Origin of the sequence: Microcoleus sp. C2D2, from assembly GCF_036702495.1 — a bacterium.
Taxonomy (GTDB): domain Bacteria; phylum Cyanobacteriota; class Cyanobacteriia; order Cyanobacteriales; family Microcoleaceae; genus Microcoleus.
On the sequence record NZ_JAUBTO010000102.1, the window covers coordinates 1 to 24,666 of the forward strand.

Sequence of the window (24,666 nt, forward strand, 5' to 3'; positions counted from 1 at the left end):
TTAATTGGGTCAATAGGTAAAAGATGAGTAATTTTACTCATTGACAATAGTGCTTTTAGCTTAACTTGTGAGTAATGATCCTACCCTAATCACACGCGACGTGCAGCACATTTTGGTTAATACGGCTCAGAAAAATGACCCTAGTAGCAAAGATAAGAATGGGAACTCAAAATGGCAGCAGAATGGAGGAAGACGTTGGGTGAGTTATGAATATGGCTTTTGGGCGATCGATGCTGCCGCTGCGGTGTAGGCTGCTGTTAATTGGACACCAGTAGGAAACGAAGTTTCAGTGACTTCGGGCTTGCAGAAGGTGATTAAAATGATTCCTGATAGCAACGAAAAGGGAATAAAAGCGAATACTACGCTTTCCGAAAATATTATTGTTGAAAAAGCCGAAGTAATTTGTGATGTCACCCATCCAGACTGGAGCGACTTCACGATAAAACTAATTTCACCAAGTGGAACTGAATCAGTGTTAGCAAATCCCATACCTCAAACCCCGAATTCAAGCGGTAGCGATGAGATTGTGCCAGATTCTTCTCAGTGGAAGTTTATGTCTTTTCGACACTGAGGTGAGTTATCCCAGGGTGAATGGAAGTTACAGGTTATTGATAACAATGTCAACCAATTAGAAGAATGTGGAACAATTGGAAACTCAATCTCTTCGGATTAAAACTCGACTAATCTCCCAATATTGTTACTAATACAAAAAACAGCGATTCCGGCCCTTGACGATATGTTTTGAAGTGGGCTAATAGCATTCCTGGCAAGGGGACTGTTCTCTTCAAGATTCCTCTCAGTGATTTGAGCTACAAGACTAGCACCAATGGTTTTACCATTTGATTACTATAACCATTGCCCCTGATTACCGATTCAGTGATTATTCATGGCATGACTCAGCCTGGATTGTCAGATCGTCCACTGATTAAATTACATGGCAGTAAGGTATCACTGGATAATTTATATATCTCTGCTGGTAACAGTACAGTTAGATGATACATACAAGCTTCTGATAAATAATGTTTGCAACATATATAAATGGTAATGTTAGTGATTCAGTGAAAAGTCAACTATATGCAGGTTCTACTGATGCTGTTCTATTCTAATTAAAAATAAAATTGGTTAAATAATAGGCAACTAAGGCTATACCCGATGGCACGTTCGGGCAATTTCATCATCCAATCCGGTTGATTTTACCGGTTACCGACAGTCAGGACACGGCGCCGTGCCGTTTCCCTACAATTAATCAGGTGATGGTTACATCCTCAGCTCATTATCTTGTAAGATTAGCTCAACATTTTGATTCATAACCCTTTTATCTCTTCCTTCCTCGTGAGCCATAAAACAAAAGCTCAAATATTCTGTATTCTATTTTACGTTTGTGGCTTTCCAACTTTGGTAACTGCCCAAATTGTCCCCGATCGCACTCTACCGCTCAACTCCACCGTCACCTCAGACGGCAACACCTTAAGGATTCAAGGCGGCACAGCAGCGGGCCCCAACCTATTCCATAGCTTTCGGGAATTTTCCGTCCCCACCGGCGGTACAGCATTTTTTAACAACGTTGATACCATTCAAAATATCTTTACTCGCGTCACAGGTGGGTCAATTTCTAACATTGATGGCATCCTCAAAGCGAATGGCAGCGCTAACCTATTTCTCCTCAACCCCAACGGCATTATTTTTGGCCCAAAGGCCAGCCTGAATATCGGTGGCTCGTTTTTAGGCACTACAGCCAATAGCATCAACTTCGCTGACGGCACATCATTCAGTGCCACCAATCCCCAAGCAAATCCTCTGCTAACTATCAGCATTCCCACTAGCTTGCAATTCGGCCCGAATCCAGGTCAAATTGTCAATCAATCTGCGATCGTTTCTGCCCAGAAAGACAGCGGCCAAGGAAATGAGGAACCTATAGGCTTAAAAGTTTCACCCGGTCAAACTTTAGGGCTAGTGGGTGGCGACGTAGTGCTTCCCGGTGGCTTTTTGACAGCACCCGGAGGCAGAATTGAACTTGGGAGTGTCGGTGCTAACAGTTTAGTTAGCTTGACTTTCAATGACTCAGGTTTCGCTTTGGGATATGCAGGTGTCCAGAACTTCCAGGATATTCAGCTATCACAGGGCGCGGCTGTAAATGCTAGTGATGATAAAGATGCTAGCGGTGAAGGTGGCGGCACTATTCAAGTACAGGGACGGCGGGTGGTGCTGACGGAGAACTCAGGAATTATCTCTCAGACTTTCGGAAGCCAAGACGGACGTACAGTCTCTATCCAAGCAGCACAGTTCATCGCTGAAGGTGGCGGTAATGTAGATACAACAACCAAAGGTTCTGGTCGAGGGGGCAATTTATCCGTCACAGCGACAGATTCCATAGAACTGAGTGGAACTAATTCTGATGGCACTATGCCCAGCGGTTTCTTTGCTCAAGTTGTTGTAAAAGAAGGGCAAACTTTGCCAGCAACGGGAAATGCAGGAGATTTGACGATCGCAACTGGTCGATTAATTCTGCGAGAGGGGGCACAGGTAGGCTCAAATACTTTTTCTGAGGGTTCAGGGGGAAGATTAACTGTCACTGCTTCCCAGTCTATAGAAGTGATTGGGCGATCGGTAAACAGTCAAGCTCCTAGTGCCTTGTTAACTCAGGCTGAACGTGATTCTTCTGGCAATTCACAAGACTTAACCATTTCCACCAGAGAGTTAATTTTGCGAGATGGAGGTGAAATTTCATCTAGCACCATTGGCGCCGGGAATGCAGGCAATATACTCATTCAAGCGTCCAAGCAGTTGATTATTCAAGATGGGGCTGCAGTATCGGCTCTGACTGCTGTTAATGGGCGCGGTGGCAATATCAGTATTGAAACAGAACGCTTAATCGCTCAAAATGGCGGTAAGGTATCAGCAACAACTCAAGGTAGGGGGCAAGCAGGGACTTTAACTGTAAACGCCAGAGAGTCTGTCGAACTGACGGGTACAGATATAGAGGGGTTTCCTAGTGGCTTGTCCACCCAGTCCACAGGGTTAGCAACAGACTCTAAGGCTGGCAATGCAGATAACCTAACAGTAACAACGAGGCAGTTAACGGTTCGGGATGGAGCCACGATATCAGCAGATACTTTTGCAGGTGGAAAGGGAGGTTCTTTGACAGTCAATGCCTCAGAGTCTATTGAAGTGGCTGGAACTTCCGGCATCGTGCCAGCAGAGGTTTCTCCCTTCGTCAGGGCGGACGGGCGCTTGCCCAGCCGTTTGACCGCAGCAACAACGGGCAGCGGAGAAGCAGGGAGTGTAACGATTAATACAGGACTGCTGAGGGTACGGGATGGGGCAATTGTTGGTGTGGATGGGAGTAGAGGTACGGGATCTGCCGGCAACCTGGAGGTAACAGCCCGTGACATTCGACTAGACAGAGGAACCATTACCGCAGAAACTAGATCCGGCGACTTCGGCAACGTCAACCTCCAAGTTTCCAACTTCTTACAAATGCGTAACAACAGCAATATTACTGTTACAGCGAGCGGCGATGCCAGAGGCGGCAATATCAAAATTGATACCAGAGCGTTAATTGCTGGCACTAACAGCGACATCACAGCCAATGCAGTCAGCAGCGAAGCCGGCCGCGTCGAAATTACAGCCCCAGAAGGACTCTTCGGAACCAGATCGCGCCGTGAAGGAAATCCCGGCTCTAACCTCACCAGCGACATAACCGCTACCTCCTTGGCGGGCCTGCAGCTCGACGGCGAGGTACTCCTCAACACCCCTGACATTGACCCCACCCAGGGAGTCGTTCAGTTGCCAGATACGATCGCCAATCCCGACGCGATCGCCCAAATTTGTCCCGGTCAACAACAGTCGGGAAGCGATAAAACCTTTACCAGAATTGGGCGCGGCTTGCCAGCTAATCCCGCGGAAACACTCAGCAATGGCTCAGCCGCAGTCGGTTTAGCCGACGCTGTAGCCCCTGTAGAACAACGAACCAGAGCTGCTGCACCCCAACAAGCTCGCCTCACTCCCGCCCCCACCGTATCGGCTCAAGGTTGGGCCCTTAACCGCAAAGGAGAAGTTATCTTTACCGCTAATCCTGCTGCTGTTACTCTCCACAGCCCTTTTAATCCTACCCGTGGCTGCTATGGTCGATAAAGGAAATCAGAAATGGGGCGATCGGCTGCTACAAATAGCTGCGGGAATATTAGCTAGTAGTTCGACGGTTTGGCCGGTGAAAGCACAAACTGTTCCCCTATTCCCAATAGAAGAACTCAACGAGCGCTCAGATTTCATAACACAGACACCTACCGAAACTCAAAATCCTAACCTCTCAGAGCCTTTAAGACCGCAAACCGTCCCTTCCCAGCCCAACCTACCGCAGCCAGCTAATCCATCTCCTAGCTTGCAGGAAAGAAAAACTGAACCTAATCCGGATAGCAGTCAACTTTACGAATGTCCGCTCCCAGTACGATCGCCAGAACCGCAATCTCCTCTAACTCAAACGCCCGAAGATAGCAATACTAATGAAGTAATTGAGGCAATCTCTGTCACTAATTTTCGCTTCATTGGTAACACAGTTTTCAGTCAACAAACCCTGGAAACTGAAATTACTAGCAAATTCCTAAGATTAGATAGCAATACTAACCGATTCTCGGAAACCAAAATCACATTTCCTCAATTGCAGCAACTGATTTCCGAAGTAACAAAATTCTATAATGACCGAGGATATATTAACTCTTTTGCATACATTCCCACCACTAGCGAAGAACCAAATCAAAGGTTGCAAAACCGAGGGGCGGCTGGGGAAGTTACCATCAAAATCGTTGAAGGTGGCTTAGAATCAATTCGGGTTAGGAGGCGAACGGGAAAGCAGCGCTTAAATCTCAATTATGTATGCAGCCGTTTGGCGAGATCCTCCCAGCCTTTACAAGTTTCTCGCCTGCTAGATGCCTTACGATTGCTCGAACTAGATCCTTTAATTGGAAATATTTCTGCTGAGTTGATACCCGGTTCTCAGTCCAACAGAAGTGCTCTAGAAGTTAACTTCGAGGAAGAAAAAACATTTAGTGCTGCATTGCTGCTAGATAATCGACGGGCTCCCAGTGTCGGCAGTTTCCGCCGCCAGCTACAGCTAACCGAAGCAAACTTATTAGGAAAAGGCGATGGCTTGAGTGTGGCTTACACCAATACTGAGGGCAGTAATGCTTTTGACCTAAGCTATACATTGCCATTAAATCCTAACAATGGCACAATTAATTTATCAGCGGGCGTTACTGGCAATCGCGTCGTAGAGAAACCTTTTGAAAAGGTTGATATAAAAGCCGAAGCGCAATATTTAGATATAACTTTGCGCCAACCTTTATTGATAAATCCTAGACAAGAGTTAGCTATCGGAGTGACAGCAACTAGGCGGGAAAGTGGCACTTCAATTTTAGGGGAAGATTTCCCTCTTTCTGCGGGAGCAGATGCCAAAGGGCGCACGGGAATATCAGCGGTTAAGTTTTTTCAAGATTGGACTGCACGGGACAATGATGAATTATTGGCTTTTCGCTCTCAATTTAGTGTAGGATTGGGAGCGTTTAATGCTACTGTTAATAGCGACGCTCCTGACAGCAGATTTTTGGCATGGCGCGGTCAGGGAGAATGGATTCGTCGCTTAAGAAGAGACACTTTCCTGTTGGTCAAAACTGATATACAATTGGCGGATAGGACGCTTTTACCTCTAGAACAATTTGGTATTGGGGGTGGAAATAGTGTTAGAGGCTATCGCCAGGATATCTTTTTGGGTGACAATGGGATTTCAGCATCGGCAGAACTCAGGTTTCCGATTGTTGGTCGATCCGATCGGGGGTTAGGAGTTTTACAAATTGCCCCTTTTGTTGATGCTGGTACTGTTTGGAATAGTTCCGTTAGAGAGAATTTTGAACGTCAAGTCTTGGTATCACTAGGTACGGGTTTGCGGTGGGAGTTGGGTGATACTATATCGGCCAATTTTTATTGGGGTATTCCTTTAGTTGATAGAAATTTAAGGGGAACAACGTGGCAAGAAAAAGGTTTACATTTTTCCGTCTTATCGAGGTTCTCTTTTTGAAACCCGCCCGTCCGAGGTGGTCACGAAGCCTGAGGGTATTTACTATTATACTTGTTGCGGTGGTATCCTTATTTTTTGCGGTAAATGTTAAGGCTCAATTCGCCTCTAAATTGGCAATAATTGGGGTTGAAAAATTACCCATGAGTTGGCAAAAAGTGGATAAATTTGCAATAACTGCTGCGACTTTAGGGATTAGCAATCAGCCACGAGACCCGAAGGAATGGGAGGATTTAGCTAGAAGAACTTATGCTGCTGGGGAATTGGAACAGGCGGCAAAGTATTGGGAGCAAGCTGTCGCGGGTTTTGAATTAGGGGGAGATTGGTTGAATCAGGCGATCGCCCTGAGTAATCTTTCGTTAACGTATCAACAGTTGGGGCGTTGGGAAGAGGCAAATAGGGCGATCGCCCAGAGTCGGAATTTGTTACCGCATGAGGCTAGGGTAAATTCGCCAGGGGAATTAAAGGCGATTGCCCAAATTCTAGATATTCAATATAATGAACAATGGGAACAGGGACAAGTCAATCTTGCTTTGCAAACCGGGCAACGAGCCACGAATATTTATGTTAATTTAAAGGATGATTTAGGCTGGAAACGTAGCCTAATTGCTCAAATTAAAGCTCTGCAAGAATTAGGTTTATATCAGCAAGCTTGCCAAGCAATTATTCCAGTTGTCGAATCAAACAATCCCGAAAACTTCGCCATCCCCAATCAGGACTGTCAGCAGTTAATTACTCAAAAATTAGAGAGAATCAAAGAAAGTGTCAAAACGCCATCAAAACCTAATTTAAAAAATATTCAAATTACCGGAGCGCGTCTCCTTGGCGATGTATTGAGACAGCTTGGCTATTTGAATGAGTCACAAGAGCTGCTGCAACAAATAGATCGAGTCATTACTAAACAAGAATATCCTCAAGAAAAAGCTTTGGTATTACTAAGTTTAGGTGATACTTACAATTTTCTAGGAAATAGAAATAATTTTTTGTCGGAATTGGACGATGACAATCCTAAAAAATACTACCAAGCTTCTAGAGATTTATATGAAAAAACTGCGAAAGTGGCGAGAAATAACTCCTTTGTGAAAGTCCAGGCACAACTTAATTTATTAAGTCTTTTAGTTGACCCTCAAATCGGATTGGCTGTAGATTTAAAGAAAAGTAAAGAATTGCGGTTAGAAATTTTGTCTCAATTAAGTAAGTTGCCACCAAGTCGCAAGATAGTTTATGCGGAAGTCAGTTTAATGAATAGTTTGGTTCACCTTAATAGTGAACGAATAAAAAATGCTAGCAATGTTTCAAATTTATCGAGCGTAACTCCACAAAATTTATCAAACTACTGTTTGCGAAATTATTCAATTGTGGCTGAAAGTTCCCTTGAAAATATGGAGTCTGTGTCTTGGAGAGAAATTGTCGAATTGGGAGCAAAAGCTATCAAGTTGGCTAGGGATTTGGGTGATTTAAGGGCAACAGCCTATGCTTTGGGCAATTTGGGTGAAGTGTATGAACAGAATCAGCAATGGCTGGAGGCTCAACAGTGTACGGAACAAGCTTTATTGTTGTCGCAGGATGTTAAGCTAAATTCGCAGGATCTTGCCTATCAGTGGCAGTGGCAATTGGGGCGGATTCGCCGGGATGGGGAGGAGAAAGACATTGAAGGTGCGATCGCGGCTTATACGGCTGCATTTAATACGCTACAGTCGATACGCAATGATTTGGTGCCGATTAGTCGGGATGGACAGTTCGATTTTCGCGATCTGGTAGAGCCTGTTTATCGGGAATTGGTGGATTTATTGTTGCAGGGGGAGAAGCCTAGTCAAGGGAATTTAAAGCAAGCCCGTAATGTTATTGAGGCCCTTCAGGTGGCTGAGTTGGATAACTTTTTTAGAGATGCTTGTGTTGTGGTGAATAAGGCAGAAGAAATTGATACAATTGCCGAAAAATACGATCCAAAAGCAGCAGTTATCCATACAATTATTTTACCAAATCGTTTAGCAATTATTTTAAAATTACCGGGACAATCGGAATTAGAGTATCAAGCAACTCCTGTCTTAGAGAAAACTATCAGAACTACTTTGAGACAGTTGGGAGGGTATCTGGAAGAAAGGGCGAAAAATCCTGACGTACTCAGAACAGCGGAACAGTTGTATCAATGGATATTTAAACCAATTGAATTTTCTCTTGAAAAAAGCTTGAATGTGGAAACATTGGTTTTTGTATTAGACAGACCTTTGCAGAAGATTCCAATGGCCGTCCTCTATGATGGAAAGCAATATTTCATTCAAAAAAAATATGATATTGTTCTTGCTCCGGGTCTACAGCTTATCAAAACTAAAGAAAGGCAACATTCTCGATTCACAGATATAAAGTTGTTTGCAGGCGGCGTTGATGAAAAACAGCCACCTATCGAAGATAGAGAATTTGAAGCCATTAAAAAATTAAAGGAAGAGATTAATGGTATAGATAGGATTATGCCAATCAATAAACTGCTTTTAAATGCAGAATTTACTCTTGATAAAATCCGCCAACTTATTCCATTAGAAAACTATTCAATCATCCATATAAAAACGCACGGTCAGTTTAGTTCTCAACCGGAAAAGACATTTCTTGTTGCGTATAGAAGCTTGCTTAGAAGTAAAGATTTGGATAACTTGGTGAAAACTGGTACCGAAGGAAAAGGTCATACTATTGAGTTGCTTGTACTCAGTGCTTGTCAAACAGCCAAAGGAGACGATCGAGCAACACTGGGTTTGGCGGGACTGGCCGTGCGATCGGGAGCTCGCAGCACCCTGTCAACCTTATGGAAAGCAGATGATGAAGCGACTGCTAAGTTGATGGTGCGCTTCTACAATCAATTACGCAAACCAGGTATGAAAATGGCTACAGCGCTCCATACCGCTCAAAAAAGCCTGATCGAGGAAGACGGATATAAAAATGCTCATATTTGGGCAAACTATGTTTTAGTTGGTAATTGGCTCCCCTTAATTTATTAATAAAAAATAAGGATTTAAGGATTATTGAGAAATCTGAACTGGACCAATTAAGGGTTCTTGAGCTAAATTCTGCAAACCAACAGATTTTAATAAATCTGTCCATTCCTGCTTTAATTTTGTATCTTGTGGAGAAGCAATGAGGCGGTTAGCTAAATTGTTCACAGCATCATACCAACCTTCTGATGCTGCCGTGTCTATTTGATTAGTTGTGCTAGGCTTGTGTAGGATTCGTTGTACCCATCCGTCCATTTCTATATCTGGTGTGTTAATTGTGGAACCTTTACACTTAAGTGTTAAGTACCAATGATAATATTTCCCTGTTTCCAAGGAAGTTTTTGCTGATAACGGCAGGCTAATGCTGACAATTCCCGGTGTTTTAGGTAGCGTAAATTGAGTTTCGTAGACATACTCTGTTTCATCTCGGTTGAGCACTAAGAACTCTGCGGAGGTTATGTCTTCGGGCTCGTAGGGGACATAAAACCATAAAGTGAAGCGTTCAGAAGTAATTGTTCCCTGGCTATTAGCAGGAACGAGAACAGTAAGTGGCTGACTTGTCTTTTTACAGTTCCGACTCAGCGGATCGAGGTCTCCACCGGGTACTCTTCGCCCTGGAGGAGGGCCTTTGTCAGAGGATTTGTCGGGGTTTTGAGTGACCAGAACGCTAAAAGGTGTTTGTATCCAGGTAGGGTAGGGGGTCATGCCGATTAGTATTGCCAGAACCGAAGCGAATTCTAAATGCAATGGTTGCATCTTGATTAATGATTAATGTATAAGGAGCTATTTATGCCTGTTTTGCTCCCTCACAGTATAGACGATCGCAGTACCTCCACTGGCGAACAACGCTAACAGCGACGGGACAATTGGCATCCAGCCTCCTCTGTGCAGGATGGCGAGGCAAAGGTAATAGATGATGCAAGTTGCTATGCCAGCAGTTAAGGTCAATTGTAAAACGGATCGGAACTGCCGAGCTAAAAATCCTCCAGTCAAGGCAAACACCCCAATAAAAAGTGTATCCCCCCACTGCATAAAACTCCATTGTGGCAACACCCACAATAAAGGGCGGTTAGGTTTATCGATAACAGCGCTAAGAATTTGGCTAACCATGTGGGCATGAACCCATACTGTTGGCATTCTCCCATAAGGAGTATCTACCTCTTCTTTTCCTCTGGGATCGTTAACACCAATTAAGACAACTTTATCTTTGATTAAATTACGGCTAACTCGTCCTTCTATAAGTTCTGTAAGAGTTACTTTTTGGGCGGGTCTAATGTTGGCGCGGTAATTCAGCAGGATTTGGTCGCTTTCACCTAACTTTTGATAAGCGCCCGTCAGAGGTGCAAGGGGTTTTAAGATAACTTGACCAAATTTCCAAGTGTCATTATCTTGAATTATCGGTATATTTTCTCGATATATAAATCGGTATGCTAATTGAAAGCTTAGGCTAAAAGGTGAAGGGCAAGAAGAAGGAAATAGCTTCGTATTATAGGAGAGTAGTTGGCGGCGCACCATACGACCATTATTGCCCGGCTGATCGTCTATTTCTAAATCACTAAAACCTATTTGGTCTTTGATTTGTTTTTCTGATAATTCAGGCGCAGGTGGATAACCTTTTTGATTCCCATCGCCAAAGGCACATACACCGAAAAGATTGGGATTGTTAAATTGGGCGATTAAAGCTTCTCTACCTAGTTGTTGGGGTTGATAGCGATGCAAAGTTAAGCCGATCGCCCGCGGCCGATCCTGTTCTATCTTCTTGATAAGCTTAGCTACCGTCGCATCGTTCACGGGATTGCCATATTTATCAAGATCGCTTCCTGTAACTTCAACAACTAAAAGCCGCGGATCGATCGGCTCAGGTTGGCGCTGCCGCATTAAATGATCGTAAGCAGGAAGTTCTAAAGGTTCTAACAATCCCATCCATCGCACTCCCATGACACCACTTGTGACCAACACACTAGCCACCAACACAGTCTGAAGATTGCGCCAAATCGAAACACGCTGACGTTCTTTCTCATTCCCCTTCAGCAACTCATCCCAGCTTGGAGACTCAACAGCTGGATGCTCATAAATCATCGGTAGCCAACTAGCACAGGGATATTCAACCTCCATCCCGTGCAGCCTTTCCCGTGCCTTCCTAACTGAGTCAGGCAAAGACTTCTTTTCTCTAGCAAATGCCTCTAGAAAATATTCCAAAAACTTTTGAGCGACTTCATCCGGCACTCGTTCTCGCATGGCAATTACGGCTGGAATTTGCAAAGAAGCCAGTTCATTTACTAATCCCATGCCGTCACAAGAATTGAAAATCGCTAATTTTAAACCGTGCTTAATGGCATTTTCTAAACCATACTTTAACTGTTCAATCGATATACTTTCAGTTTCACTCAGAGCAAGCTGACCCTGCCTGTAACCATCTTCCGTAGAACTATGACCGGCAAAAAATAAAATATCCCAATTTTGTTCCCATAACTGATTATTAAGCTTACTGCTGCTAGTAGCTACTAAAGTTTCAATCTCTGCATCATTATGGGAAATTGATTCTTTTAATAACACTAAATCTCCCTGAACATCAATGTCTGTACAGTCTCCCAGAATTACCAAAATTTTTATCTTGTTCTTAGGATAATTTTTTCTTAAATTAGATGTAGTATTAGTTAAAAGTAAACGACTAAAAATAGGTTCAATTTTAAAACGATCCAATTTATCCCATAAATGCCAAGGCAAACGCCATAGATAAACATCATCTGTTTGAATCATTAACCTAACATTCCCTCTCTCACTTATCAATACTTCTAATAGCTGCTCCTGGACTGAATAAAAACATTCATCCTTAGAAGTTAGCCAATCATTAACACTTTTTTTTACACAATCGGCTGATTTCTTAACCGATATTTTTGTAATTTTACCCTTTTTCATCTGTTCAAACTTACGATAATAACCAAAGCCGCGACTATCACGAGCTTTCTGCAAATTATGATAGGTTTCCCTCAAATCTTTAGCCGGCGGCAAGTAGCCGCTAATTTGAGAATTGATAGAGTGAATACTATCACCAATTCTGAGCGTGACAGGATAGCGTTGCTCACTGTCCGCATTGCTTATTTCCAAAATTACTAGCTTGCTCATAATCTTTGATATTGTGCTCCTAATTGAGTTAAATAGTAAAATCTTCTGTGATGCTAACTTCCTGGTAAGCGACTTTAACCTGGAAATAATCGCCGATAGTTCCGCTAAAGTCATTTTGAAATATATTAGTATCACTATCGGCTTGTTCCTCCCACAAGACTTCGCCATCTTCATGTAGGACAATTACTTCGAGATTTAGTGGCAGAGTTTTCGATCGCACGGGCAATACCCGCAAGTAAACATTGGTTTGATCGCTTCCTTCAGGCAAGAGAGTTATTTCCAGCAAAACGCGAACAGTATCAAGGCGTATTGTTAATTCAATAATTTTACCAATTCTGACCCCTGCAGCGGAATTTTTGGGGTCAAGTTTTCCCAAGCTGACGGCTGCTTGGCAGCGCACATCATCATCTTTTGTGGTTTTCAGCAAGTTAGTCAATGCTGAAATCGCCTCGGCATTTCCAGGCTCAACACGACCTAATAAGTCAGCAGCCCGCCATTGATTCCCTTTATTGCGATCGTGCAATAAGTCAAGCAATGTAGGAATTCCCGAATGGCTGCTAGAACCACCGTAGCGATACGCTTCAGAACCTGTGATTGCAAAAACCAAATTAGGATCGAAAATTCCCAGCTTTTCAATTATTTCATCAGTCATCTGCCACCCAGCTTGGAAATAATTCTTTGCCCGCTGAAGTAAATTTGCTTGACTTTGAATCATTCCTAAACGCTGATTATATAGTTGTTGCCTGCATTCATCATTGGCTAAGAAAGATGCCCACTGTTCAAATGGGACTATCAGCCGGGGAGAATATACCGAGGAATTACCCAAATTATGTAATAATTCAGTCGCTTTCAGATCGGATAAACTTGGCAAGGGTGAGACTTCTGCTTGCAAGTTTAACCCTAGAGTAATTTGCATGACAACCAGAGATTGGGTTAATTCCTTTGTTGGCAAAGCATAAGTACGATCGCCCGCGCTGTATGTGCCTTCATTCTTCAGTTGGCGGTGCGTCGCAAACCCGCACACCTCCATCCAACACTCATCCTCATCACCATCCAAATTCACCTGCACAGGGAGATAATAATCAGCACTCCAGTTAGGAATATCAACCCACTCTTGGGGTACACACAATTCCTCCAAATCTCCCTCGTCACTGGGGATTAATACTAATCTAGTATCGCCAATCTGAATTGCAGTGCCATTCACCACTTCCCAAAAGCTAGAAATATCCTGACTGTGCCAGACTGAAGGTTGAGGGAATGCTTCTCCTGCCAGCCATTCTGATAACCAGTTCAAGATAGCGTTTAAACAAGCACCATTGAGATAAGCATTATAACGAGAAATCGGATTAGAATGATGTTGAGCTTGCTGCCAAGCAATTTCGCGATCGGCTTTGTTAATTGTTAACCGTAACAGGTTGGAATTCTCAGAATCAAAAGGCTGTAATTGGTTTAAGTGAAACATTTTATTATTCTCCTTTTTTACAACTCATCAAAGTTTGCAAGCATTCTTGAACGATAGTCTCAATAATTTGAGAGGTATCTTTACCCGCTACAGATAGATTCAGAGTTTGACCAGCAGCTAAAATTTGAGCTTGATAAAACTTCACTAGCCATTTTTCCACATACTCCTTCACCCAAGTATTCAGTACCTCGATCAAATTTCCCTCTAATTTCTGCTGAGCTTGAAATATTATGGCACTGACCGCTAACAAATCCATGCAAAACTCAGTGGCGATTTTCTCTTCCGCTACCTGCTGACCGTACCGGAGGCGTAAAACCTCTTGTTCTTCTGATTCAAGTTCTTTAATTGCTTGAACTAAAGCGACTTGAATTAAATCTGAGTGCAGGGGAGCACGAAAATTTTTCTGTAGCCATTCAACTACATAATCGGCAACCCATTGATGGGGCTGGGACATTTCTACCATAGCTTGTAGTAGTTTAATTTTAATAGCATCAAGTCGTCTCGAAATGGATGACTGGTTCAAATTCAATTGAATAGCTAGTTGTTTTTGCTTGAATCCAGCACCATAATAAAGTAAAAGAATTTTGTGCTGATCGGGTTTGAGGCTTTCTAGCTGTTTGCGAAAAGCAGAGTCAGTTCGGTTAAGTAATTCTCTTAGCGCTGTGCCAGAATTTGTAGGTTTTGCTATATTGGCTTTTTCTAGCTGTGACTTATCCAAAAATCCTTCATGACCTTGTTCTTGAAGTGCTTCTATAGAGAATTGAGGATTGATGGATTTGGGGTAATTTTGTAAGGCAGCTATGCAGATTTTCATCCAAGCTTGCATTTGCTCTCCGTTAATGCTTGAACCTGCCGAAACTTCATGGGGTGCTGAAGGCAGATACTTTTCAGCATTGTAACATTCCGCCGCTGCCTGAAAGTCTTCGCTGTCAGGATTCGGCCATTTTTGCCCTGGTTCCCGAATTGCGGGATTATTAACCTTATTAAAGCGATAAACTTGTTTAAAATATTTGCGTGCAAATATAAATTGAGAAATGTTAGGTTCTTGAGTTCCAACTCTTTGTAGGGCTTCTTGGAGATATTTATCACTTTGGCGAGTTAGCAACCGCCACCGCGAGAACTTACTGATAGATCCCTGGATGGTTTTGATCAAACTTTGCTGAATGTAGGTATCTAAAGAAACCTGATGTGAAACGTTATAAGACTGTAACAGTTTAATAAAAAATTCGTAATTGCAAATAAAAACCCTTGCGCAGTAGAGATACTCCTCCCAAGAGCAATCGCTTGACTTTGACCCTACTTTTCTAGCTGCGTAGTAGCAGTCTTTTTCAAAGTAACTACCCAAGTGTTGCAAAGCTAGCGTTTTTCTATGGGCTGGCTCCCAGTCTTGGATCCTCAGCGATGGATTTATCGCTATCTGCCTCCAAAATTCGGCTATATTTTGAGCTTGATTAGGCTGGCTACACAACTGTGAAAACGTCTGGTTGCATTCTTGGTATAACTCAAAGTTGCGTTTAAGTTCAGCATGAATTTGCCACTGAATGACAGGGCGACGATTGCGGGTTGCCAGTATGAGATAGGTAAAAAAATTCTCGGCGTTATCTCGACGCTCGGGCAGTCTGGGAATAATTTCCTGGTTAAAAGGATTAGGCATCTTAGCCGATTCTCCAAGAACAATAAAGAAAAAATTGAGACGGGATTTTTTAGTTTAAACTTGACTCGCCTTGGCCAAACCAATGCCTCAGCCTAGGCAGCTATGCCATCGCAGGTTGTTCGCCAGTACGAGGCTGGAGATCTTGCTGAGCGGCAGTTGAGGAAGGGTGCAAATGGCTTGAGCATAGAGGCTGTGAGAGAACTTTAGAAAGCGTGCTACTAACTTATTGAGACCGCTTGTCGGCAATTATGCGGGTCGCTCTGAGTTGGGGATGCAACATTGTCTCTGAGCAAGGGGTTAGCACTGCATCTGTTGCTTGCGCCTGGGCTGCGGCTGAAAGTGGAGCTGGTGTCTAACTCTTGAGACATAACTGCTTGAGTTGAAGTTACAGCAGGTGAGCTTCTCAGTCCATTTCTCCAAAAGTGGAACGCTAGACCTTACAGGCAGTTTCAGAAGAGCTGGCTGGTTGCTTTTGCTATTGCATTGTCCCACAACCGGGCTGCGATCGCCCGCGAGGTTCTCGAGCGCGGGCTCTGGTTATTGGCTAGCTCGATCGCTCTTACTGGTTGAGTCGATCGGCTCTCACTATTGGCTAGCTCGATCACTCTTACTGGTTCTGGGCGCGATCGGCTCTCGAACAATTTGCATAAATTTGCAGACATAATTTTGAATATTTTAGCTAGAAAATAACCTCAATCTAGGATACAAAATTACTCTAATTGTCTAAGATGTTAAAAACCACAACAATTCCCAGTTGTGATAAATTCTTTGTAGATCCTTGAATTATGGCACTGCTTTAAAGTTCTCACAATCTTGCCAATTATTTGAAAGGCTTAGCTCTGTGTACTGATGCAGACCAAGACCTGGTTCAGATTGATTCAATTCCCGCTAAAAATTTTAATTTGTTAGGAACTCTCTCTAGCGGTCATAAATACCTGGTGAAGCAGGAAGGTTATGCCTCTGATGGAAAAACTGCTGGCGAATTTTTGAATAAATGGCGAATTCAAGAGTTTTTGCAGCAGTCGATGCTTGTGAAAAAACAAATCAATTAAAATAGTTGATTGAATAGACGGATTTTTATCAACTACTCTTTAAAGCCTTATAACTTGGTTAGTTTGTGGTGATTTAGCATTCCGTCTTAAATTGCTAGAAACTGCTTATACCAATTTAATGTGAAGTTGCACATATCTCGATCCCCCTCGCATCCCCCTGATAGTCGGGGGACTTTGATCGGGATCTTGTCCCCCCCTTATTAAGGGGGGCTAGGGGGGATCGGATTATATGCAGCCTCATAAAAAATTGGTATTACATGAAAAGCTTGAGAATTTTCGGAGAGGTCTAATGGAAGAAATCGATGTTAATAGTTCTACAACCCTTTGCCCCAGTGCGCGAGCTGAAGTCGGGAATAGTGCAGTATTTGGGGTAATTGCTGGCACAGTAGAAAACCCTCAAGTCGCTTATCTTAAACAAGTTCAGCCTCTAACTGACGAACTCATTGCTTTGAGCGGGTCAGTTACGCCAACAGAAGTGTTTCGGATTGCGGCTCGATGTGCGAAGACAGGTTGCCAGCATTTTGATGGCGCAAATTGTGGTCTGGCAACGCGAGTTGCAAACCAAATGGCTGCGGTGTCGGAGAATTTACCACCTTGCCCTATTCGTCGCGAGTGTCGGTGGTGGCAGCAAGAAGGTAAAGCAGCCTGTATGCGCTGTCCGCAAATTATCACAGATAACTACATTCAATCTGAACAATTACTTGAGATAGCGACACCTAAGGCTGTTTAATCAATTCAATCAACTGCATAGTAAAAGCCCTCTGATGATTAATTAGAGGGCTTTTACTATACTCAATAGACCTGTTGCAAAAATGCTGATACCCCTCCCTAACCCTCCCCGAAGTCGCGGTTCGGGAGCCTAATTTTTCTTGCTTCCCCCCTTAGCAAGGGGGGACTGAGGGGGGTGAATTTTTGACTTTTGCAAGAGGTCTAATTTAGAAAGCCTAGCTAATCTGTAAACCTAAGAATTTAGTTTGTGCCAAAAGCTTTGTGTTTTTTATCTAAGGCTTGTTTGGCTTTCAACATGGCTTTTAAAAAGGCTAACTCGCTGCTCCATGCGCTGCGAGGAAGGATAGTAGTTGGAGAATTATCATTGAAGGAATTGAGATTTTCAGTCATAACTTATACATCCTTACAACTGCAACTGATTAAACTCCAACTAATGGGGATTCGGAAGGTTCCAGTTCATCCGACCAAGTTGCCGGCCATTGAATGCGATCGCTTGTAAAATGAAGCGGGTCATTTTCCACCCAAGGAGCATCAAGAGCCTCTTCAATTAGTTCAAATTCACCATTATCAAACGGCAGGCCTGGCGCGGCAACTTTAGGAGAAACGCGCTCCCGAATTCCCTCTCCTGCTTGTACGATCGCCCGATGGTGGCAGTAAGGATTATTTCCGCGACGGTTAAAGAAAACATGGGCAGTCCAAGTACAGCCCCCTCGGCAAAGCTCGGCAAACTCACAGGTTTTACAAAAGCCCCATAAGTGCGCTGTTCCTTGAGGCGTTCCCGCTCCTAAATTGAAACGCAACTCGTCCGTTTCTTCAACAATTTTACGGAGTGAATGATCTCTGATATTGCCACCAGTATAAGCTGATGTGGGTAAAGAGGGACAGCCTTTAATCGCACCATCTGCCTCAATTCCTAAAGTAGAAAGCCCCGCAGAACAGCCTTGCCAAAATGCCCACTCGTTTTCGCCACCGCGTCCCCGCAACAACCGTTCGTCAGGGCCATAATAACCGATGTTATTACCTGGTTGGATTTGAACACCCTCGCGCTTTGCCCGACGAGCTACGCGGGCTAGCATGGGATAAATATCCAGTAGTTCGCAGGGTTGCAGGAGAATATGGGCGTTGTCTGCCGCATTACCCATCGGCACGGTTAGTTGAATTTGCCAAGCAATCGCCCCGGCGTCGCGAATATGTTCGTAGATGCAAGGAAATTCTGGTGCTGACAGGCGGTTAATTTGGGTGTTACAACCGAATTTTATGCCGGCTTCTTTGAGATGGCTCATTGTTTTAAACGCATATTTCCAAGAGCCTTGCCGTCCGCGCAAGCGATCGTGCGTTTCCTCCTTGCCATCAATGGAAACCGAGACGGTTGCAATGCCTGCTTCTTTCATTCGACGTACTGTTTCTAGCGAGATGCCATAACCTCCAGTCGTCATACTGCAAAGCATCCCCGCTTGATTAATCGCTTCAGCAATTTGCAGCCAATCTGGACGCATAAATGCTTCGCCACCAATCAATGTAACTTCTTTAATGCCGACTTCTGCCATCTGCCGAACGAGGTCAAAGACCTCTTCTGTAGTAAGCTCTGTGGTGCGTGCCTGTCCGGCTCGCGAACCGCAGTGATTACAAGCCAAATTGCACTTTAGAGTAATTTCCCAAACAGCGTAACTCGTGCGACGGTATGTCATAAAAACCTTTAGTTTTTTTTTTGATATAAAGGGTTAAGTTAATTTCTTACCCTGTAGAAGACAGACTCAAAACCTTAGGTCTCCATTTTTATTTTGCCTCAGAACACAAAAGAAATAGAGACGGAGTAAATATTTTCAGAGCGGGGAACGTTGACGACGCTAATGCCACTAATGCTAATAAAACCACCTGCGGTATACAATTGCTTGTAATCCGTTAGGTGTGCCAGGAAGCTCTCACTCCTTGAAACAATTCAGAACCAGCCGGCCTCACGTCAGATATAGTGATGCTAGCCAGGCGTAATGTCCTCTTAATTTAAATGGTTGAATCTGTTAGAGTGAAAGAAAGTAAATTTATCATTAGTAAACTCCTAGTTTAAATCTTCGCCGCTTGAGGAATAAACTTAGGTGTGGCAACAAATACTTTCTTAAAATATAGCGATCGCACTTGCCATTCTCAAAGTGGCAAATGGAAAATGTAATTATTCGTTGCTTGCGGTAATTGTTCCGTATGGCGCTTGCGAGATCGCGCTGTCTATGGTTAATTGAGGAATTAGAGCTTTTGCGCCAACAAATCCCCCGAGGACTCCAGCTAATTCCTCTTCAGTGAGTTCAGTGAATTCGCCCCGCTCTTTTGACTCTAATACATGGAGAGCGGCAGTTTCAAATTCTTCTTTTGAAAAAAGGTAGCCAGCCGATTTTAATATTTGCTGACGTTCCTCAACTGTGCCGTTATCAAGTTGAGTGCGGAAGGATTGATCTTTAACCAACCTTACCAAAAATTCTTTCAGTCTTTCAAACAAATTTACAGACATATATTCCTCCGTTGAATCAAACTAAAAAGCAGAAGAAAGCCGAAAACAGAACATTCAGCGGTTCTGACTATAGTTTGCCAAGAGTTGGAAAAATAAGTCAATGTGCTGAAACAAAAAATCAGACTTAAATACTTTAATTATGTCTTCTTTTAAAATTGTATTTTCTGGGATATTCAAAAGTTTTGTATAGATTTAATAGTTTTATGGCAGAAGATCCGCAATTAGTTAACAAAAGTATAACTACTTTATTTAACAAATCTTTCTTGTTGAGACATAATTAGCTTGTTTTTATCTCAAAAAAGCCCTAAAAATACTTGGAATTATTAGTTAGATTAAGTTAAACTCAAATTTGTCAGTAAGCCATACCTAGCTTAAAAACGTTCAAACACAATTAAAGTGGAGAAAAGTAAGAATGGACGCTAACTCAAGAAAAAAACCAAGCCAACTTGAAATTAACGATTTGATTGCTGAAGCTGTGGTTAATGCAGAAGCACGACGCAACCAAGCAGAAGAGTTATTGTCTGACGAGCAAGCAGCCGCAGTCAAGGGTGGTAAAATACTTCCCTTCGGAAGAATAATTTCCTTCGGAATAATATTTCCCATTGGAAAATTAATGAAACCCTTAACCTCATCTTATAGCAGTGGGGAAAAGTTGTTGGAAAGCTAGTTCCAACAATTGCTCTCTCACAGGACTTACACAGGCACGCTATATATAGCGTGCGGAAAAAGGGAGATCGCTTTTCAAACTTTTGAACGATCGTCCGTACTTTGGTTGCTTATGTCTTAGGTGGCTGGTGGGTAAAAATTCTTTGGAGTGTGTTGTGTTTTGGGAGCGGGAAGCATGATTTTACATATAATCTTTCTCCTATAGAGAACTTCTCTCATATAAATGAGGTGTTATAACAGCAGTCAGTAAACCAATTCCAAAGGTATTGCTCATCTACTTGCTCAAATGCGCTCGCTATTGCTAGCTTCAATATTTGATAATTTCTTGCACCCTGAAATCGGCTCTAGAACAATTTGCATAAATTTGCAGACATAATTTTGAATGTTTTAGCTAGAAAATAACCTCAAGCTAGGATACAAAATTACTTTAATTGTCTAAGATGTTAAAAACCACAACAATTCCCAGTTGCGATAAATTCTTTGTAGATCCTTAAATTATGGCATTTCTTTTAAGTTCCCACAACGTTGCCAATTATTTGAAAGGCTTAGCCCTGTCACTGAAGTGCCTGCGGCTCGTTGGGATATCAACGCTCTATATAATTCAGAACCAGTAACTCCGGGGAAAATGAATACCCGCTGGGGCGGATTCCTCGATCGAGTAGACCAATTCGATCCCCACTTTTTCGGGATTGCTCCACGAGAGGCGGAGTGCATCGATCCCCAGCAACGGCTGCTGCTGGAGGTGGCTTGGGAAACACTCGAAAACGCTGGGCAAGCGCCGGAATTCTCATTAATTCCGCAATCATATCTTGACAAAATTCTAGTCCTATTACCCAAGATTGACCATATAAATCAATCCAAAAACTACTTGCCGAAATCCGCAACAGGTAGGGCTTTTGACGAGTTTGTCACCCCGTCAGGTGATTAACAGACAGACGCCAAGAAATAACCCTCAAACAACTACAGACAGTTTCGTCTTAGGAATCAGTCCAATATGTCGCACTACCAAGGCAAACCTGACACCAAGAACCCAGACACTCCTACAGGTAAGTTTTTAACCCCGTTTCAGCGCAAATTGCTGCAAAAAAGTCTGCAAGAGGATTTACCTGAGCCATACCGCCAGCGTATTGAAATCATGTTGCTGGCAGATGAAGGAAAATCTCAAGCCGAAATTTGTCAAACCTTGGGGTGTTGTGCAGCAACCACACGGCATTGGATGCACGTAGCTCGTGCTGGAATGGCACACCAATGGCAGGATTGTCCCATCGGTCGCCCTAAGGCAGTGAATGACCAGTATTTAGAGCGGTTGAAAGAACTGGTGAGCCATAGTCCTCGTGATTATGGATATCCATTTGGGCGCTGGACAGGGCAATGGTTAAGTAAGCACCTGGCGAAAGAACTGGGCATTGAGATTAGCGATCGCAACGTTAACCTTTTGCTTAAAAAGATGGGGCTTTCCACTCGACCCCAATCCGATTCAGCAGCAGAACTAACAGATTTGGAAACCACTAAAGGTTCCCGCATCACAATTGGTGACCTGCAATCGTCCTCCGAGTCCGAACTCCCGTGGTCACTAAATTTTATCAAGACCAGTAACTAGTTCTGTCGTTAAGCTTCCAGCAAGTCATGGTTCAGAATTCATCAGCCTTTTCAAAGCAACAGCTAGGTCAACAGCTCGCCCAAACCTTGGGACAAACTCTTTCAGAACCGGAACTCTCAAACTGCTTCAAGGACATTGAAATTCTAGAGCCAACGGCAGGCAAACGGTTCTGGCAGACAGCAGACGCGGCGGTGGGAATTTATATAATCCTGGCAGGTAAAGTCAGGCTGCTCGATAGTACTGATAACTTAATCGCTTCAGTAGGGGCAGGGGCTTCATTTGGTGAACTAACTCTGTTTCCAGAGGAGCAATTCCAGCCTTACGCTGCCAGAGCTTCACTAATTTTGAAACTCTGCTATATTCCCGGTGATGTTTTACGATCGCTAATCCGCAAGTATCCCTCCATAGCAGAGCATCTTCACTCCTGTGCATTACTCCAAGATTCACTGCTGACGGGTACAAACGCAACCCAATCTACTGACAACCAAGCCGTTACAGCATCTGCCAGTAAGTCTGAGGCTGTTGTGTTTTCTCAATTCCCTGTTGAGCGAAAACCCCAGTCAAAGATTAGTAGGGCTTACTTCCCAAAACCTACAGTAAAAGTGGGTCAGTGGTGGCTGCGAGTTACCCGGCGCTATCCGTTCTTTGCCCAGCAAAGTGCATCTGACTGCGGTGCAGCTTGCCTGGTGATGGTTGGTCGTTACTGGGGTAAGCGTTTTAGTGTCAATCGCCTGCGGGACATTGCCAATGTTGACCGCAATGGTGCATCCCTGCGAGGACTAGCAGCAGCAGCAGAAAGCATTGGGTTTACAACCCGTCCTGTGAAAGCAAGCCTCAACAAACTTGCAGAACAAAGCCTGCCTGCTATTATCCATTGGGAAGGGAAGCACTACATCGTAGTCTATGAGGTAACACGCGATCGCGTTATCGTTGCCGACCCTGCCATCGGTCAGCGTACCCTGACTCATGCACAATTTAAAGCGGGTTGGACTGGCTATACGTTGTTACTTCAGCCCACAGCCCTGCTCAAGGACGCTAAGGAGGCTAGCACCCCCTTCTGGCAATTCTTTGAACTGGTGAAACCCCACCAGCTCGTCTTGCTGGAAGTGTTAATTGCTTCACTCCTGATCCAGATTTTTGGACTGATAACACCGCTGTTTACTCAGTTGCTGTTGGATCGTGTGGTAGTACAGCGCAGCAATCTGACTTTAACAGCCGTAGGGTTAGGGTTACTCATCTTTGGTTTGTTCCGAGTCGCCCTAACTGGACTGCGGCAGTACCTTCTGGATCACACAGCTAACCGAGTCGATCTAGCGCTGATTGTCGGTTTTATTAGCCATACCTTCCGGCTCCCCTTGAGCTTCTTCGAGTCCCGTTACGTCGGAGATATCATTTCCCGCATCCAAGAAAATCGTAAGATTCAGCGATTTCTCACGGGTGAAGCACTGTCAATTGTTCTTGACTTACTGACAGTATTCATCTACGTAGGATTGATGTTCTGGTATAGCTGGAAGATGGCACTGCTGACGTTGGTGATTGTGCCACCTTTTGTATTACTGGCGTTAATTGCTACACCTTTTTTGCAGCGTGTTTCGCGTGAGATTTTTAGTGCTTATACCGAAGAAACTGGGTACTTAATCCAATCCCTAACTGGCATCCGGACAGTCAAATCTATGGCGGTTGAGCAGACGGTACGCTGGCATTGGGAGGAACTGTTTGGCAAGTCGGTTAAAAAGTCCTTTTCCGGGCAGGTGATTGGCAATACGCTCCAGATTTTTAGCTCAACGATTGAAACGGTAGTAACTACAGCATTACTGTGGTTTGGAGCGTGGCTGGTAATTCAAAATGAACTCACGATTGGGCAATTAGTCGCTTTTAATATGTTGCTGGGTACTGTCATTCGTCCCTTCCAGCGGCTAATTATGTTGTGGAATGACTTGCAGGAAGTGATTATTGCCGTTGAGCGAATTAATGATGTGATTGACGCTGAACCAGAGGAAGATTTACAACACCAGTCTCGTCAATTCCTACCACCGATTCGCGGACACATTCGTTTCGAGCAAGTCACTTTCCGTTACCACCCAGAAAGTGATGTCAATACGCTGGAAAATGTCAGTTTTGAAGTGCAGCCAGGGCAAATGGTAGCGCTTGTTGGGCGTAGTGGTTCTGGAAAGACGACAATTTCCAAGCTGGTTTTGGGACTCTATCCTCCCACTGAAGGAAAAATTCTCATTGATGGCTACGATGTCACCAGTTTATCGCTGCGATCGCTTAGGCAGCAAATTGGTGTAGTTGACCAAGATACCTTTTTGTTTGGCGGTACGATTCGCGAGAACATTACCGTAGGTCATCCAGAAGCCACGCTGGAAGACGTGATTGAGGCAGCTAAACAGGCAGGAGCACATCAGTTTATTAAGGAACTGCCGATGGGCTATGAAACGCAAATCGGTGAGGGAGGAGGAATGCTGTCTGGTGGACAACGACAGCGCCTTGCTATTGCCCGCGCTTTATTAGGCAATCCCCGACTGTTGATTTTAGATGAAGCCACCAGCAGTCTTGACGCTGAATCTGAACGGATTATTCAAACAAACCTCAACACAATTCTCACTGACAGGACAACGCTGGTGATTGCTCATCGCCTCTCAACTGTACGTAATGCTGACAGAATTCTGGTGCTAGACAAAGGCATCTTGATAGAAAGTGGAACCCATGATGAATTAATGGCAAAACGGGGCCACTACTTCTACCTCAACCAGCAACAACTTACCATGACAGGTTGAATCAAATGCTAATAGCTAAGGGCTAATGGGAGAAAAGCAATTAGCA

At 43.8% G+C, this 24,666-nt stretch carries 19 protein-coding genes; 11 read left to right on the forward strand and 8 right to left on the reverse strand.

Going from position 1 to position 24,666, the window contains the following annotated elements:
• Positions 1 to 67: 67 nt before the first annotated feature.
• From QUB61_RS26465 to QUB61_RS26485, 5 genes are all read left to right on the forward strand, one after another.
• The gene (locus QUB61_RS26465; protein WP_333133128.1) at positions 68 to 250 is read left to right on the forward strand and encodes a hypothetical protein; all 183 of its coding nucleotides are present in this window, start codon (positions 68 to 70) and stop codon (positions 248 to 250) included.
• 39 nt (positions 251 to 289) lie between these two features.
• Positions 290 to 571 (forward strand): proprotein convertase P-domain-containing protein, encoded by a 282-nt coding sequence (locus QUB61_RS26470; protein WP_333133129.1) that lies wholly within the window; start codon positions 290 to 292, stop codon positions 569 to 571.
• A gap of 824 nt (positions 572 to 1,395) precedes the next feature.
• Positions 1,396 to 4,134, forward strand: a complete 2,739-nt coding sequence (locus QUB61_RS26475) for a two-partner secretion domain-containing protein (protein WP_333133130.1) — start codon at positions 1,396 to 1,398, stop codon at positions 4,132 to 4,134.
• Positions 4,124 to 6,070 carry a ShlB/FhaC/HecB family hemolysin secretion/activation protein gene (locus QUB61_RS26480; RefSeq protein ID WP_333133131.1) on the forward strand — a complete coding sequence of 649 codons (1,947 nt, stop codon included), beginning with the start codon at positions 4,124 to 4,126 and terminating at the stop codon, positions 6,068 to 6,070. Before QUB61_RS26475 ends, QUB61_RS26480 begins: the two co-directional genes overlap by 11 nt.
• A 140-nt stretch (positions 6,071 to 6,210) precedes the next feature.
• Positions 6,211 to 9,057, forward strand: a complete 2,847-nt coding sequence (locus QUB61_RS26485) for a CHAT domain-containing protein (RefSeq protein ID WP_333133133.1) — start codon at positions 6,211 to 6,213, stop codon at positions 9,055 to 9,057.
• 21 nt (positions 9,058 to 9,078) lie between these two features.
• On the opposite strand, the gene QUB61_RS26490 is transcribed toward QUB61_RS26485, so the two are convergent.
• The 5 genes from QUB61_RS26490 to QUB61_RS26510 all read right to left on the reverse strand — a co-directional run bounded on the left by QUB61_RS26490 (position 9,079) and on the right by QUB61_RS26510 (position 15,955).
• Positions 9,079 to 9,807 carry a DUF928 domain-containing protein gene (locus QUB61_RS26490; RefSeq protein WP_333133134.1) on the reverse strand — a complete coding sequence of 243 codons (729 nt, stop codon included), beginning with the start codon at positions 9,805 to 9,807 and terminating at the stop codon, positions 9,079 to 9,081.
• A 27-nt stretch (positions 9,808 to 9,834) separates the two neighbouring features.
• Positions 9,835 to 12,177 (reverse strand): CHASE2 domain-containing protein, encoded by a 2,343-nt coding sequence (locus tag QUB61_RS26495; protein ID WP_333133135.1) that lies wholly within the window; start codon positions 12,175 to 12,177, stop codon positions 9,835 to 9,837.
• A gap of 28 nt (positions 12,178 to 12,205) precedes the next feature.
• Positions 12,206 to 13,639, reverse strand: coding sequence for a DUF1822 family protein (locus tag QUB61_RS26500; protein ID WP_333133136.1), 1,434 nt, complete (start codon positions 13,637 to 13,639; stop codon positions 12,206 to 12,208).
• Positions 13,640 to 13,643: 4 nt separating this feature from the next.
• Complete coding sequence (locus QUB61_RS26505) at positions 13,644 to 15,293, reverse strand: sigma factor-like helix-turn-helix DNA-binding protein (RefSeq protein WP_333133137.1); 1,650 nt, start codon at positions 15,291 to 15,293, stop codon at positions 13,644 to 13,646.
• 449 nt (positions 15,294 to 15,742) lie between these two features.
• Positions 15,743 to 15,955, reverse strand: a complete 213-nt coding sequence (locus QUB61_RS26510; RefSeq protein ID WP_333133139.1) for a hypothetical protein — start codon at positions 15,953 to 15,955, stop codon at positions 15,743 to 15,745.
• A 162-nt stretch (positions 15,956 to 16,117) separates the two neighbouring features.
• Between QUB61_RS26510 and QUB61_RS26515 the strand changes: the two genes are divergently transcribed.
• Both QUB61_RS26515 and QUB61_RS26520 read left to right on the forward strand, forming a co-directional pair.
• A complete protein-coding gene (locus tag QUB61_RS26515) occupies positions 16,118 to 16,345 on the forward strand; it encodes a hypothetical protein (RefSeq protein WP_333133140.1) in 228 nt (75 codons plus the stop codon).
• Positions 16,346 to 16,634: 289 nt separating this feature from the next.
• A complete protein-coding gene (locus QUB61_RS26520; protein ID WP_333133142.1) occupies positions 16,635 to 17,075 on the forward strand; it encodes a nitrogen fixation protein in 441 nt (146 codons plus the stop codon).
• 239 nt (positions 17,076 to 17,314) lie between these two features.
• On the opposite strand, the gene QUB61_RS26525 is transcribed toward QUB61_RS26520, so the two are convergent.
• From QUB61_RS26525 to QUB61_RS26535, 3 genes are all read right to left on the reverse strand, one after another.
• Complete coding sequence (locus tag QUB61_RS26525) at positions 17,315 to 17,464, reverse strand: hypothetical protein (protein WP_333133144.1); 150 nt, start codon at positions 17,462 to 17,464, stop codon at positions 17,315 to 17,317.
• Positions 17,465 to 17,493: 29 nt separating this feature from the next.
• The gene (locus QUB61_RS26530) at positions 17,494 to 18,762 is read right to left on the reverse strand and encodes a nif11-class peptide radical SAM maturase 3 (RefSeq protein ID WP_333133146.1); all 1,269 of its coding nucleotides are present in this window, start codon (positions 18,760 to 18,762) and stop codon (positions 17,494 to 17,496) included.
• Between the two features lie 479 nt (positions 18,763 to 19,241).
• A complete protein-coding gene (locus QUB61_RS26535) occupies positions 19,242 to 19,574 on the reverse strand; it encodes a Nif11-like leader peptide family natural product precursor (protein WP_333133148.1) in 333 nt (110 codons plus the stop codon).
• A gap of 412 nt (positions 19,575 to 19,986) precedes the next feature.
• Between QUB61_RS26535 and QUB61_RS26540 the strand changes: the two genes are divergently transcribed.
• The 4 genes from QUB61_RS26540 to QUB61_RS26555 all read left to right on the forward strand — a co-directional run bounded on the left by QUB61_RS26540 (position 19,987) and on the right by QUB61_RS26555 (position 24,620).
• On the forward strand, positions 19,987 to 20,241 hold the full coding sequence (locus QUB61_RS26540; protein WP_333133150.1) for a hypothetical protein: 255 nt from the start codon (positions 19,987 to 19,989) through the stop codon (positions 20,239 to 20,241).
• 501 nt (positions 20,242 to 20,742) lie between these two features.
• Positions 20,743 to 21,168, forward strand: coding sequence for a beta-ketoacyl synthase N-terminal-like domain-containing protein (locus QUB61_RS26545; protein WP_333133162.1), 426 nt, complete (start codon positions 20,743 to 20,745; stop codon positions 21,166 to 21,168).
• Positions 21,169 to 21,234: 66 nt separating this feature from the next.
• Positions 21,235 to 21,840 (forward strand): helix-turn-helix domain-containing protein, encoded by a 606-nt coding sequence (locus QUB61_RS26550; RefSeq protein WP_333133152.1) that lies wholly within the window; start codon positions 21,235 to 21,237, stop codon positions 21,838 to 21,840.
• A 26-nt stretch (positions 21,841 to 21,866) separates the two neighbouring features.
• Positions 21,867 to 24,620 (forward strand): peptidase domain-containing ABC transporter, encoded by a 2,754-nt coding sequence (locus QUB61_RS26555; protein ID WP_333133153.1) that lies wholly within the window; start codon positions 21,867 to 21,869, stop codon positions 24,618 to 24,620.
• Positions 24,621 to 24,666 lie beyond the last annotated feature (46 nt).

Excerpts from the sequence above, each read along its gene's own strand:
- QUB61_RS26480 (WP_333133131.1), top strand. The coding sequence starts at position 4,124 with ATGGTCGATAAAGGAAATCAGAAATGGGGCGATCGGCTGCTACAAATA.
- QUB61_RS26490 (WP_333133134.1), bottom strand. The coding sequence starts at position 9,807 with ATGCAACCATTGCATTTAGAATTCGCTTCGGTTCTGGCAATACTAATC.
- QUB61_RS26485 (WP_333133133.1), top strand. The coding sequence starts at position 6,211 with ATGAGTTGGCAAAAAGTGGATAAATTTGCAATAACTGCTGCGACTTTA.
- QUB61_RS26510 (WP_333133139.1), bottom strand. The coding sequence starts at position 15,955 with ATGTCTGCAAATTTATGCAAATTGTTCGAGAGCCGATCGCGCCCAGAA.
- QUB61_RS26505 (WP_333133137.1), bottom strand. The coding sequence starts at position 15,293 with ATGCCTAATCCTTTTAACCAGGAAATTATTCCCAGACTGCCCGAGCGT.
- QUB61_RS26525 (WP_333133144.1), bottom strand. The coding sequence starts at position 17,464 with ATGACTGAAAATCTCAATTCCTTCAATGATAATTCTCCAACTACTATC.
- QUB61_RS26535 (WP_333133148.1), bottom strand. The coding sequence starts at position 19,574 with ATGTCTGTAAATTTGTTTGAAAGACTGAAAGAATTTTTGGTAAGGTTG.
- QUB61_RS26550 (WP_333133152.1), top strand. The coding sequence starts at position 21,235 with ATGTCGCACTACCAAGGCAAACCTGACACCAAGAACCCAGACACTCCT.
- QUB61_RS26530 (WP_333133146.1), bottom strand. The coding sequence starts at position 18,762 with ATGACATACCGTCGCACGAGTTACGCTGTTTGGGAAATTACTCTAAAG.
- QUB61_RS26520 (WP_333133142.1), top strand. The coding sequence starts at position 16,635 with ATGGAAGAAATCGATGTTAATAGTTCTACAACCCTTTGCCCCAGTGCG.
- QUB61_RS26540 (WP_333133150.1), top strand. The coding sequence starts at position 19,987 with ATGGACGCTAACTCAAGAAAAAAACCAAGCCAACTTGAAATTAACGAT.
- QUB61_RS26500 (WP_333133136.1), bottom strand. The coding sequence starts at position 13,639 with ATGTTTCACTTAAACCAATTACAGCCTTTTGATTCTGAGAATTCCAAC.
- QUB61_RS26555 (WP_333133153.1), top strand. The coding sequence starts at position 21,867 with ATGGTTCAGAATTCATCAGCCTTTTCAAAGCAACAGCTAGGTCAACAG.
- QUB61_RS26495 (WP_333133135.1), bottom strand. The coding sequence starts at position 12,177 with ATGAGCAAGCTAGTAATTTTGGAAATAAGCAATGCGGACAGTGAGCAA.